Source organism: Mycobacterium alsense, assembly GCF_002086635.1.
Classification (GTDB): domain Bacteria; phylum Actinomycetota; class Actinomycetes; order Mycobacteriales; family Mycobacteriaceae; genus Mycobacterium; species Mycobacterium alsense.
This window is the reverse complement of the sequence record NZ_MVHD01000006.1, coordinates 48275-59844: the sequence shown is the minus strand read 5'-3', so window position 1 is coordinate 59844 and position 11570 is coordinate 48275. Positions and strand designations below refer to the sequence as shown.

General features: G+C 68.2%; 12 protein-coding genes. 4 read left to right on the top strand and 8 right to left on the bottom strand.

The window, feature by feature from the left end:
* Positions 1-10: 10 nt before the first annotated feature.
* Both BST11_RS06160 and BST11_RS06155 read left to right on the top strand, forming a co-directional pair.
* Positions 11-811, top strand: a complete 801-nt coding sequence (locus BST11_RS06160) for a hypothetical protein (protein WP_083137165.1) — start codon at positions 11-13, stop codon at positions 809-811.
* Positions 808-1488 (top strand): hypothetical protein, encoded by a 681-nt coding sequence (locus tag BST11_RS06155; RefSeq protein ID WP_083137090.1) that lies wholly within the window; start codon positions 808-810, stop codon positions 1486-1488. The genes BST11_RS06160 and BST11_RS06155 overlap by 4 nt, the downstream gene beginning before the upstream one ends.
* A gap of 5 nt (positions 1489-1493) precedes the next feature.
* Here BST11_RS06155 and BST11_RS06150 read toward each other — a convergent pair whose 3' ends face one another.
* The 4 genes from BST11_RS06150 to BST11_RS06135 are packed head-to-tail and all read right to left on the bottom strand — an operon-like array spanning position 1494 to position 5067.
* Positions 1494-2450 carry an alpha/beta hydrolase gene (locus BST11_RS06150; RefSeq protein ID WP_083137089.1) on the bottom strand — a complete coding sequence of 319 codons (957 nt, stop codon included), beginning with the start codon at positions 2448-2450 and terminating at the stop codon, positions 1494-1496.
* A gap of 54 nt (positions 2451-2504) precedes the next feature.
* Positions 2505-3653: an amidohydrolase family protein gene (locus BST11_RS06145; RefSeq protein ID WP_083137088.1), complete on the bottom strand. Its 1149-nt coding sequence runs from the start codon at positions 3651-3653 to the stop codon at positions 2505-2507.
* Positions 3650-4711, bottom strand: a complete 1062-nt coding sequence (locus tag BST11_RS06140) for an amidohydrolase family protein (protein WP_083137087.1) — start codon at positions 4709-4711, stop codon at positions 3650-3652. Before BST11_RS06140 ends, BST11_RS06145 begins: the two co-directional genes overlap by 4 nt.
* Positions 4708-5067, bottom strand: a complete 360-nt coding sequence (locus tag BST11_RS06135; protein WP_083137086.1) for a Rieske (2Fe-2S) protein — start codon at positions 5065-5067, stop codon at positions 4708-4710. Before BST11_RS06135 ends, BST11_RS06140 begins: the two co-directional genes overlap by 4 nt.
* A gap of 116 nt (positions 5068-5183) precedes the next feature.
* Here BST11_RS06135 and BST11_RS06130 point away from each other — a divergent pair, with 116 nt between their 5' ends.
* Both BST11_RS06130 and BST11_RS06125 read left to right on the top strand, forming a co-directional pair.
* Positions 5184-6410, top strand: a complete 1227-nt coding sequence (locus BST11_RS06130; protein ID WP_067319291.1) for a cytochrome P450 — start codon at positions 5184-5186, stop codon at positions 6408-6410.
* A complete protein-coding gene (locus BST11_RS06125) occupies positions 6407-7561 on the top strand; it encodes a Zn-dependent alcohol dehydrogenase (protein WP_083137085.1) in 1155 nt (384 codons plus the stop codon). The genes BST11_RS06130 and BST11_RS06125 overlap by 4 nt, the downstream gene beginning before the upstream one ends.
* A gap of 62 nt (positions 7562-7623) precedes the next feature.
* Here BST11_RS06125 and BST11_RS06120 read toward each other — a convergent pair whose 3' ends face one another.
* From BST11_RS06120 to BST11_RS06105, 4 genes are read right to left on the bottom strand one after another with little or no spacing between them, the layout of a single operon-like run.
* Complete coding sequence (locus tag BST11_RS06120) at positions 7624-8379, bottom strand: SDR family NAD(P)-dependent oxidoreductase (RefSeq protein ID WP_244897546.1); 756 nt, start codon at positions 8377-8379, stop codon at positions 7624-7626.
* A 45-nt stretch (positions 8380-8424) separates the two neighbouring features.
* On the bottom strand, positions 8425-9255 hold the full coding sequence (locus BST11_RS06115) for an SDR family NAD(P)-dependent oxidoreductase (RefSeq protein ID WP_083137084.1): 831 nt from the start codon (positions 9253-9255) through the stop codon (positions 8425-8427).
* Between the two features lie 43 nt (positions 9256-9298).
* Entirely contained in the window at positions 9299-10519 is a 1221-nt protein-coding gene (locus BST11_RS06110; RefSeq protein WP_083137163.1) for a cytochrome P450, read from the bottom strand.
* Positions 10520-10533: 14 nt separating this feature from the next.
* Positions 10534-11565, bottom strand: coding sequence for an LLM class F420-dependent oxidoreductase (locus tag BST11_RS06105; RefSeq protein ID WP_083137083.1), 1032 nt, complete (start codon positions 11563-11565; stop codon positions 10534-10536).
* Positions 11566-11570 lie beyond the last annotated feature (5 nt).

Genomic DNA, 11570 nt, shown 5'->3' with positions numbered 1-11570 from the left:
GGTGATCGCGATGGCTGACGCGAACGAACCGCCGGAGACCCGGGCGTTGATCGAGGAGGTCGAGGCCGAAGCCGCCGCGGCCGAAGCGGTGGCCGCCGCCGCCAAGGCCCGCGCCCGCGCCGCGCGGCTGCGACGCGAAGCCCTCGGCCTGCCCGACCCGGCCGAGATCCTCGACGAGGACGAAGACGAAGACGAAACCGGGGACGAAGGTTACGGCGGGGCGGACGACGAGCAGTACGACACGGCATACGAAGAGTACGACGAGGATTACTACGAATCGGCCGAGGATTACGACGAGTCCCTCGCGGAGCGGGCGGCGTGGCGGCGGTGGATGCCGGCGATCGCCGCGGCGGCGGCCGTCGTCGGCATCTGCGTCTTCGTCGGGCTCAGCGTGTACATGGTGGCCCAACACCGCGACGCGACCCGGCAACAACAAAGACAGGCGGAGTTCGTCGACGGCGCCAAGCGCGGCGTGCTCAGCATGATCTCCCTGGATTACAACAAGGCCAAGGACGACGTCCAGCGCGTGATCGACGGCTCCACCGGCCAATTCAAGGACGACTTCCAGCACCGGGCCAACGACTTCATCGCGGTGGTCACCCAATCGAAGGCGGTCACCTCGGGCACCGTCAACGCGGCCGCGCTCGAGTCCGTCACCGGGAACTCGGCGGTGGTGCTGGTCTCGGCGACGTCGCAGGTCACCAATTCCCCGCCGGGCAAGGACGTGCCACCGCTGGTGTGGCGGCTGAAGGTAACGGTGTCCGAGGTCGGCGGGCAATACAAGATGTCGAAAGTCGAGTACGTGCCATGACCGACGACGTGAGCGACATCGATTCGGCCGCACCGGAAGTCGAGCCGGGCGCCGAACCCGAACTCGAAGCCCAACCCGATCCCGACGGCGCCGACGAGGCCGGTGAAACCTACGAAACCGACGAAACCGACGAAACCGACGAGGCCGGCTCCCCCGCCCCGGTGGAACGCGCGCGCCGCACCATCCCGCCCGGGCTGCGCAGGATCGGCGCGGCCGTGCTGGCGGCGCTCCTGCTGATTTCGGGCGGCGTGGCGACCTGGCTCTACTTCAAGCAGTACCGGCCCGACCAGCAGACCGGCACCGATGTCGCCCGCACGGTGGCCAGGGCCGCGTCCGACGGCACAACGGCGCTGCTCTCCTACTCGGCCGACTCGTTGGACCAGGATTTGACCGCGGCCAAATCCCACCTGGGCGGGGACTTCCGTTCGTACTACGAACAATTCAGCAAGCAGAGCGTGGCGCCGATCGCCAAGCAGAAGTCGATGAAGAGCACGGCCAAGGTGACGGGCGCCGCGGTGTCGGAGCTACATCCCGATTCCGCGGTCGTCCTGGTCTTCGTCGATCGGGTGACCACGACCAAGGACAACCCTCAACCGAACGTGACGGTCACCAGCGTGCTGGTGGGCATGAACCGGATCAGCGGCACCTGGCTGATCACCAAGTTCAACCCGGTCTAGGTTCGCTACATCGCGAACACGCGGCGCAGCGACTGCGCGTGCAACGCCCGGTTCTCTTGGGAGACAACCCAATCGGGAACCAACGAATCGAACCCACTGAAGGTGGCCGCAATGACGTGCAACTCGGTGTGCACGTAGGCGTGCAGGAGCCGGTTGGCGTAGCCGATGGCCTCGTCGCGGCACGGGTCGATCTCCGAGCAGCTGATGAACGTGGGTGGCAGCCCCTCGAGGTTGGCCCGGTGGGCGGGGACGTGCTGACCGCTCGCGGCCGCGTGGCCGAGGTAGTGGCTCCAGGCCCGGCTCACGGCGGGACCGTTGAGGCCGGGCGTGCGCTGGAACTCACGCCGCGACGGCGTGGCGTCGCAATCGAGCATCGGCTGGTGCAGGATCTGCACCAGGATCGCCGGTCCCTCCTCGTCGAACATCTGCTGGGCCAGCCCGGCGACCAGTGCCGCCCCCGCGTCGCGGCCCATGACCGCGATGCGGCCGGCGTCGGCGTCCAGGTCGGCGCAGTTGTCGACGGCGTAACGAAAGGCCGCCTCCACGTCGGCCAGCGCGGCCGGGCACGGATGTTCGGGCGCGAGCCGGTAGTCGACCGAGACCACGAGGCAGTCGGCGTCGCGCGCCAACTCCACGCACTGCGCGTGATCCGTGTCCAGATTCCCCGTGACGAAACCGCCGCTGTGCGCGTACACGACCAGCGGAGCCGGGGACCCGGTGCGACCGCGGTAGAGCCGAAGACCGAGGCGCCCGCCGTCCGGCCCGGGGATGGACAGCGTGTCCACCGCAACGCCGCCGGTGTCGACGGCCGCGGCCCGTTCCGCGGCGCGCAGGTTGGCGCGTTCCCGCTCGGCGGGCAGTGTCTCGGTGCGGAATTCGGCGACGCCCAGCTCGATCGCCGCCTCGCGCAGCACCGGGTCGATGCGGTTAAGGCCTTGCGGCCGGAGGTTGGTCTGCGTCATGCCCTCTCATCTTCCGTGCGGGAAATCCCCTTCACGGTAGACCCGGGCGCCGCGTCACCGTTCCCCGGGAAGCGCCTTGACCGTCGCCGGCAGGCCGTACAGGGCGGTCGCGTTGCCGCGCATGATGCGCTCGCGTTGGTCGGCGGGGAACCGGTTGATCGCGTAGGTCGGCGAGTCGTAGCTCCAGTGCGGGTAGTCGGTGGAGAACATGAGGTTGTCGCCGAGGTCCATCATCTCCAGGTACTCGCGGAACTGCACGGTGTCGGTGTCTTCCAGCGGTTGGGTGGTGAACCGTACGTGTTCGCGCACATAGTCCGAGGGGCGGCGGCGCACGTGCGGCAGGTCGCCGCGGCGGGCCTCCCAGACCCGGTCCATCCGCGACATCACCGGCATCGCCCACGTGAAGCCGCCCTCGACGAAAACCACCCGGAGGTCGGGGTGGCGATCGAAGGCCCCGTCGAAAACCAGGCTCATCAGGTGCGAGACGTAAAGCAGCGGCCAGGACGCGAAGAAGTCGTGCCAGTGCGCGGGGTTGCCGACCGGGTACAGCGGAATCAATTCGAACGGAGTCTGCCCCATCAGGTGGGTGGCCACCGGAAGCCCGTTCCGCGAGGCGGCCTCGTACAGCGGGTCGAAATGCGGGTTGCCGAACGGGATTCCGCGCGTCTGCGGCGTCATCAGCACCTGGGCCATGTAGGGATGCCCCGCCCACCTCTCCACTTCGCGGGCGGCCTGCTCCGGGGTCTGGGCGCTGACGCTGATCGATCCGCGCCACCGGCCGTGCGCGTTGTAGGTGTCCAGCCAGACGTCGGCCAGCCAGTCGTTGTAGGTCGACTTCAACACGTGCTCGGCCTGCGGCAGCTGCGCGTCACACATCGGCTCCAGCGTCGCGATGCTGACGCCCGCGTCGACGAGCAATTGCTTGGCGGCGAAATCGGGGTCGCTGCCGGCGACTCCGCCGCCGGGCGGGGCGGCGTCCAGCCGCAGCGACATCGTCTTGTAGGAGTCCGGGGTGTCGTAGAAATGCGGCACCGGCGCCACCGCGTTGCCCGTCGGCCAGATCTTGTCCACCCATTTCGCGGGCGCGTAGGACTTCAGCACGTCGACCGAAACCGGCAACGGATGCACGTCGGTGTCGACGATGCTGACCGCGATCTCGTCCTCTTGGCCGGCCGGTGAGTCGACCCGCTCGATCGTCGTCATCGCACACGCTCCTTCAGCCCGTAGAGCTCACTGGCGTTCGCCCACAACACCTTGTCGCGTTGCGGCGCGTCGAGGCCTTCGGCGACGGCCTCCGGCGGCGACGTCGACCAGTGGGGGTAGCTCGATCCGTACATCAGCAGGTCGGACTTGCCGGTGAAGTCCATCCAGCGCCGCATCTGGCCGGCCTCCGTCGGGCCGTCGAACGCCGAGCTGCAGAACCGCACATGGCCGGGCAAATATTCGCTCGGATAGCGGTCGACCCAGGGCGTTTGGTCGCGCATCGACAGCCAGAAGGTGTCCAGCCGCCACATGAGCGGGGTGAGGATGTCGTGGCCGCCGTCGGCGAACACGAACTTCAGACCCGGGTGCCGTCCGAACACGCCCTCGACGATCAGCGTGGCCAGGTGCACGAAGTAGTTCAGCGGCATGAACGCCGCATAACCCGGATAGGTGTGCGCGTGCCCGGCGAAGGTGGGCGGGTAGTCGACGCCGTTGCCGCCGTTGATGTGCACCGCAACGGGCAGGCCGTGGGCCTCGGCCACCTCCCAGATGGGCTCGAACATCGGCTTGCCGTAGGGCTCGCGCGACTGCATGGGGACGCCGACCTGCACCAGCTTCGGGTGGCCGGCGAGGCGTTCGATCTCGGCGACCGCGCCCCGGGGGTCCTCGGGGTTGACGCGGATCGTGCCGCGGAATCGGTCGGTGGTATCGGGCTCGAGCCAGCGGTCGAGCAACCAGTCGTTGACCGCGGCGCAGATCCTGCTGTTGAGCAGGTAGTCGGCGATGTTGCCGCGGGTCAGCGGGTTGAGGACGGCGTATGCCACCCCCATGCCGCCCGGCGGCTCGTCGAACAGGTGCCGGCTCACGGTCTCGGGATCCGACCCCGGGTAGTGCTCCCCGTAGAGGTCGGCCCGGTAGTCGCCGCCGGGCGCCTGATACCACTGCTGCTCGACGTCGGGGATCGAGCGCAGCTGGTGTGCGGGCGGCAGATAGCGCCGTATCTCGGCGTTGTAGCGGAAGTGCGGCTGCACGTTGGCATCGATGACGCGGCTGATCATGCGGTCAGATACACCTCCCCGTCGGTGACGTCGACCGGGTAGGTGCGCACCCGACGTGTTGGGTCGGCCACGTTTTGGCCCGTGGTGATGTCGAATTCCCAGTTGTGCCAGGGGCATCGGACGATCTGCCCGTCGCGGACCCGGCGCATCCCGCCGGGTTCGTCGGGGGCCGGTTCGTTGGTGCCGCCGATCAGCCCCAGGCACAGCGGCGCGCCCTCGTGGGAGCAGTAGTTCACGATCGCGTACAGCTCGCCGCGCACGTTGTAGACGCCCACGCCGAACTTGCCGACGTCGACCAGCTTCATCCCGCCGGGCGGCAGCTCGTCCAGGGTGCAGACGAATCGCCGGTTGGGCACCTGAGCATCACCGCCTCTGCGGAAGCCGCGTTGGGCTTCGTTGCTATTTATACTATGATAGCCATATTCCCCGGCACCCACATCCCGCCTTGGCGGCTGCTCAAGGAGGAGCGCGGATGACGCTCAGCACCGATCCCGACGGCCAGCCGGTCGCCCTCGACTTCACCGGCGAGACCAGCCCATATCCGTTCTTCGAGTACATGCGGCGCACCGAGCCGGTGTGGCACGGCTCCCTGGCCGACCACACGCAGATGCCCGAGGAGCTGCGCCCGAGCGACGAGTGGGTCCTGTTCGGCTACGACGGGGTGTTCCAGGGCTTCCGTGACGACCGGCTCTTCACCTCGGCCGCCTACGACAAGACGATCGGGCTGGTCATGGGCCACACCATCCTGGCGATGGGGGGCAAGGAGCACCACGATCACCGCAGCCTGGTGGCGAAGGCGTTCCGGGCCACCGCGCTGGAGCGCTGGGAGCCGTCGATCATCGGGCCGGTCTGCGATCAGCTCGTCGACGAGATCAAGAACGACGGGCACGCCGATCTGGTGAAGGCGGTGACGTTCGAGTTCCCGACCCGGATCATCTCCACGCTGCTCGGCCTGCCCGCCGAGGACCTGGACCTCTTCCGCCGGTTGTCGCTGGACCTCATCTCGATTCCGACCGACATCGTCGCCGGGCTCAACGCGGCGGCGCAGCTGCACGACTACTTCCTCGAACAGGTCGAGCAGCGGCGCCGCAGGCTCACCGATGACATCATCGGAGACCTGGTCGCCGCCGAGATCGACGGCGAGAAGCTCACCGACGAGGCCATCATCGCGTTTTTGCGGCTGCTGCTGCCGGCCGGGCTGGAGACCACCTATCGTTCGTCGGGCAACCTGCTGTACCTGTTGCTGACCCACCCCGAGCAGCTGGAGCTGGTCTACCGGGACCGCGAGCTGATCCCCGCCGCGATCGAGGAGGGCCTGCGGTTCGAGACGCCGCTGACCATGGTCATGCGGACCACGACCGAGGAGGTCGAAATCGGCGGCAGGACGATCCCGGCCGACGCGCAGGTCGACATGTGCATGGGCTCGGCCAATCGCGACGAGAGCCGCTGGGACGACCCCAACACGTTCGACATCCGCCGGCCACGGCAGGCCCACATCGCCTTCGCCGGCGGCATCCACATGTGTCTCGGCATGCACCTGGCGCGGCTGGAAACGCGGGTCATGTTGAACAGCCTGTTCGACCGCGTCAAGGACCTGACGTTCGTGCCCGACGACGGAACCGGCGAGGAGTCCAAGATCGTCGGACTCACCTTCCGGTCGCCCAACAAGCTGCCGGTCACGTTCTCCCCGGCCGCATGAGAAGCCGGGCGGCGATCCTGCACGACGTCGGCGGGCCCTGGTCCGTCGAGGAATTCGAGCTCGACCCGCCCCGCGCCGGCGAGGTCCTGGTGCAGCTGGCCGCCGCCGGTTTGTGCCACTCCGACGACCACATCCTCAAGGGCGACATGTCGGCACCCAACGAGGTCATGAAATCCCTTGGGCTGCCGACCATGTTCCCCACCATCGGCGGCCACGAGGGGTCGGGCATCGTCCGCGAGGTCGGCGACGGGGTCACCGATTTCGCGCCGGGCGACCACGTGGTGACGTCGTTCGTCGCCGTCTGCGGGCAGTGCCGCTGGTGCGCGACGGGCATGGAGTACATCTGCGACGTCGGCATCGGCACCATGATTCCGGGGATGCCCACCGACGGCACCTTCCGCCACCACACCGCCGACGGCCGGAACCTGGGACACATCGCCAAGGTGGGCACCTTTGCGGAACACACTGTGGTGTCGGCGAATTCGCTGGTCAAGATCGAGCCGCAGCTGCCGCTCGCGGCCAGCGCGCTGCTGTCGTGCGCCATCCCGACCGGCTACGGCTCGGTCGCGAACCGCTCCAGCATGCGCGCCGGCGACACCGTCGTGGTGATCGGTGTGGGCGGAATCGGCACGGGCGCCATCCAGGGCGCCCGCATCAACGGCGCCGCGCAGATCGTCGCGGTCGACCCCGTTGAGTTCAAACAGAAGTCGGCGCTGCGGTTCGGCGCCACCCACACCGCCGCCACCGCCGCCGAAGCGCTCGACTTGGTGCGGGGCCTGACGTACGGGGTGATGGCCGACGCCGTGATCGTCTCGCCGTCGTTGATCACCCCCGACGACGTTCGCGACGCGGTGCAGCTCACCCGCAAGGGCGGCACCTGCGTGCTCACCGGCATGACCTCGCAGCTGACCCGGTCGGTCAACATCGACCTGCAGGACTTCATCCTGACCAACAAGACGCTGGCCGGCACCATCTTCGGCTCGTGCAACCCGAAGGCGGACATCGCCAGGCTGGCGCGGCTGTATGAGACCGGGCAGCTGCAGCTCGACGAGATGATCACCAAGCGCTATCGCCTCGACGACGTCAACGACGCGTACGACGACCTGCTCAACGGCAAGATCGTCAGGGGCATCATCGATTTCGGGATCTGACGTCCACCCCGCCGGCGAGTGTGAATCTCACGACGCGACACGCCGGCGATGCGTCGTGGGATTCACTCTCGGCGTGAGTCCCTGAGCACCCGCTGGGTCTGGCCGTACGCGTCGATCGGGCTGTGCAGCGCCAGGCCGCCGTCGGCGTGCACGACTTGGCCCGTCACCCAGGGCAGTTCGAGGACGCCCACGACCGCGCCGGCCACGTCGGCGGCCTCACCCACGCCGCCGAGGGCCGTCCGCTCCGAGAGGCCCTCCACCCAGCCGGGCAGCTGCTCGGGCTTGGCCAGCATCGGCGTTCGCGTGACACCGGGCCCGACGGCGTTCACCCGGATGCCATGCCCGCCCCACTCCGCGGCGGCGACCTTCACCAACATGTTCACCCCGGCCTTGGACACGCAGTAGGCGCCCATGTCGCGGTCGGCGAGGGTGCCGCTGATGCTCGAGACCGCGACGATCGAGCCGCCCACGCCGGCGTCGACCATGGCCCGGGCCGCCGCCCGGATGGTGAGCCAGGTGCCGGTCAGGTTGACCGCCAGCACCCGTTCCCATTCGGCGAGGGGCTGTTCGAGCAGCATGCCCGACGCGCCGATTCCCGCGCAGGCCACCACCCGGGAGGGCACGCCGTGGTCGCGCACCGTGCGTTCCAGCGCCGCGGACACCGCGTCGGGATCGCTGACATCGCAAGTGATGTCGCCGCCGGACAGGTCCCACACCACCACGTCGCGGCCCGCCTCGCGCAGCCGCGTGGCGACCTCGCGGCCGATGCCCGACGCGCCGCCGGTCACCACGGCCGTCATCGCGTTCGCCGAAACCATGATTTCCCCTTTGCTTTCCGGGGCGCTGGCCTAGGTCGGCAACCCCTAAGACCGCTGGACTTTGGCCAGCGTGTGATCCCATAGCTCGGCGGCGAGGCGCGGGTCGTAGGCCGCGCGGTTTGCCTTCGCGATCTTGCCCTTCGAGTAGTACTCGCCCGGCGTCCAGTCCACACCGGGCGCGCTGGACGCCAGCCAGACGAGCTGCTCGGCCCCTTCGTCGACCGTCGCGGTGAACAGCTTGGACGGGGTGTACTTCTTGCCGAACAAAAGCAAGCGCGACCCCGACGCGTCGCCGAAGTTCGAGGCGACATAGCCCGGGTGAAACGTGGCGGCCGCGAGTCCGCTGCCATGGTATCGGCGGTGCAATTCCCTGGTGAACAAGACGATTGCGAGCTTGGTGAGGGCGTAGGCAACGCTCGGCCGGCTCCGGTCCGTCCGCTCCAGCTTGGTGATCGCGCCGCGTGGTAGCAGTCGCTGCGACGAGCTGGTCGTGTTGATCACCGTGGCCCGCGAAGCCACCAGCACGTCCATCAACTGCGTGGTCAGCAGGAACGGCGCCAGGTAGTTGATCTGAAAGGTCGCCTCGTGACCGTCGGCGGTGTGGTGGATCTTGGTGAACATGCCACCGGCGTTGTTGGCCAACACATCGATGCGCGGGTACTGGGAAAGGATCTTGTCCGCCAGGGCCCGCACCTGGGAAAGGTCGGCGTAGTCGGCCACGAAATAGTCGGCGTCCAGTTCCGCGGCCACCGCGGCGGCCTTGGTTTCCGTCCGACCGACCACGACGACGTTGGCGCCGCCGCGGCGCAACCGGCGGGCCGCGGCGGCGCCGATGCCGTCACTGGCGCCGGTGATGATGATGGTCTTACCCGTCATGCCAATCCTCCGCGTAGTGCTCCACGGGCAGTGTAGCGGCGGGTCACACCAGCGAATAGCGCACCGGCAGGTGCTTGAGGCCGCCGACGAACACGGTCGCGGTCAGCTCCGGATCGCCCTTCAGCTCAATCGCTTTGAGCCTCGGCAGCAATTCGGTGAAGAAGCTGTTGACCTCCATGCGGGCCAGGGCGGCGCCCATGCAGAAGTGCACGCCGTAGCCGAAGGCCAGGTGCTTGTTGGGGTCACGGCCGACATCGAAGCGGAACGGGTCGTCGAAGACCTCCTCGTCGCGGTTGGCCGACACGTAGGACAGCAGAACGGATTCGCCTGCGGCGATGGGTATTCCGCGGACCGTCGTGTCGCGCGCCGCGGTGCGCATGAACTCCTTGACCGGGGTGACCCAGCGGATCATCTCCTCGGTGGCCAGCGGCATCAGGTCGAGGTTGTCGCGCAGGCGCTCCAGCTGGTCGGGGTTCTCGATGAGGGCCTGCAGGCCGCCGGAAATGGTCGCGCTGGTGGTGTCGTGGCCCGCGGTGGCGACGATGAGGTAGTACGACACCGTGTCGATGTCCGACAGGGGTTCGCCGTCGATGCGCGCGTTGGCGATCGCCGAGGCGAGGTCGTCGGTCGGATGCTCGCGGCGCGCGGCGGTCACCCCGTTGAAGTACTGGAACATGTCCAGCAACGCGGGCAGCTGGTCCTCGCTGTTGCTGCCCCGCTTGAACTCCGAGTCGTCGGCGCCGAACAGCTCCTGGGTGAGCTTCAGCATGCGTGGGAAGTCGGCCTCGGGGATACCGAGCAGCGACATGATCACGTACAGCGGATAGTTGACGGCGACCTGCTGGACGAAGTCGCACTCGGGCCCGACCTCCAGCATCCTGTCGACGTAGGTCTTGGCCAACTCGTCGACGCGAACCTTCAAGGCCCGCATCGCCTTTGGCCGAAACCAGTCGGAGCCGATCGCGCGCACCACGCGGTGCTGCGGGTCGTCCAGGTGGATCAGCGTGCGTACGCCCGCCGCGGCCTGCATCTCGTCGCCCTCTTTGGTCGCCAGGACCGGGCGTGGCCAGTTGGTGAACAGCATGTTCTCGCGCTCGATGTCCATGATGTCGGAGTGCTTGGTGATCGCCCAGAATGGCTGGTAGTTCGGCACGTCCACCCACGACACCGGCGCGTTGGCACGCAGGTGGGTCAGCGCGGCGTGCAAGCGCCGTTCGTCGGTGTAGGCCAGCGGATCCGCCAGAAGCTTCGCGGACTCGTCGATCGTCGTTGTCGTGCTCACGAGCGAAACTCCTTCAGTGCGGCGGTGATACGGGCCTTGGCGGTGTCGGTGGCGGCCGGGCAGACGGGCAGGACGCGGTCGACCGTCCCGTCACAGCGATCCTTGAGGGCAACCGCGATCGTGTCGACCGGGCCGACGACCGCGAAGGCCCCCAGCATCTCGTCGTCGATGAGCGAGCCCATCGCGTCCCACTCCCCCTGCAGGGAGAGGCGGTGCAGTTCGGTGTGCAGGTCGCCCCAGCCGTGCAGGTCGAGGACCCCGCGGTAGGCCGGCGTCGATCCGTAGAAGGCGATCTGTTTGCGCACCGCGGCGGTGGCGGCCGCCAGTTCGGCGTCGTTGTCGCCGGTGGCGACGAGCACCTCGGCCGACACCTCGAACTCGCGACGGTCCCGGCCTCCGCGCCGCATGCCGCGGCACAGCGCCGGGATCGTCACCTCCTCGAGGTAGCGCTTGGAGACCAGCGGATGACCGAGGTGCCCGTCGGCGACCTCGCCGCACGTCTCGGTCATCGCCTCGCCGACCGCGGCGAGGAACACCTTCGGCGGCGAATAGGGCTGCGGCTCCGGCGTGAACATCGGGGTCATGATCTTGTGGGTGTAGAACTCGCCCTCGAAGCGAAGCTTGGTGCCGTCCTGCCACGCCGACCAGATGGCGTGCAGCGCGGAGACGAATTCGCGCATCCGGCGCGCCGGGTGGCTCCACGGCATGCTGAACCGCTTTTCGATGTGGGGCCGGATCTGGGTGCCCAGCCCCAGGATGAAGCGGCCCCTCGAGTACGCCTGCAGATCCCAGCCGATGTTGGCGACGATCATCGGGTTGCGGGCGAACGCGACTGCGATGTTGGTGCCCAGCTCGATGCGTGAGGTGTGCTCGGCGGCCAGCAGCAGCGGCAGGAACGGGTCGTGGCTGGTTTCGGCGGTCCACCCCCCGTCGTAACCCTGGGCTTCCAGCGCCTCGGCCGACTCGACCGCCCGGGACAGCGTGTTGGGGAGGCCGCCGTCGATCTTGAGACCGGATATGGTGCTCATTTGCG

What these genes read in the sequence shown, in the direction of transcription:
- BST11_RS06160 (WP_083137165.1), top strand. Translation starts at nt 11, where the DNA reads ATGGCTGACGCGAACGAACCGCCGGAGACCCGGGCGTTGATCGAGGAG.
- BST11_RS06155 (WP_083137090.1), top strand. Translation starts at nt 808, where the DNA reads ATGACCGACGACGTGAGCGACATCGATTCGGCCGCACCGGAAGTCGAG.
- BST11_RS06150 (WP_083137089.1), bottom strand. Translation starts at nt 2,450, where the DNA reads ATGACGCAGACCAACCTCCGGCCGCAAGGCCTTAACCGCATCGACCCG.
- BST11_RS06145 (WP_083137088.1), bottom strand. Translation starts at nt 3,653, where the DNA reads ATGACGACGATCGAGCGGGTCGACTCACCGGCCGGCCAAGAGGACGAG.
- BST11_RS06140 (WP_083137087.1), bottom strand. Translation starts at nt 4,711, where the DNA reads ATGATCAGCCGCGTCATCGATGCCAACGTGCAGCCGCACTTCCGCTAC.
- BST11_RS06130 (WP_067319291.1), top strand. Translation starts at nt 5,184, where the DNA reads ATGACGCTCAGCACCGATCCCGACGGCCAGCCGGTCGCCCTCGACTTC.
- BST11_RS06125 (WP_083137085.1), top strand. Translation starts at nt 6,407, where the DNA reads ATGAGAAGCCGGGCGGCGATCCTGCACGACGTCGGCGGGCCCTGGTCC.
- BST11_RS06120 (WP_244897546.1), bottom strand. Translation starts at nt 8,379, where the DNA reads ATGGTTTCGGCGAACGCGATGACGGCCGTGGTGACCGGCGGCGCGTCG.
- BST11_RS06115 (WP_083137084.1), bottom strand. Translation starts at nt 9,255, where the DNA reads ATGACGGGTAAGACCATCATCATCACCGGCGCCAGTGACGGCATCGGC.
- BST11_RS06105 (WP_083137083.1), bottom strand. Translation starts at nt 11,565, where the DNA reads ATGAGCACCATATCCGGTCTCAAGATCGACGGCGGCCTCCCCAACACG.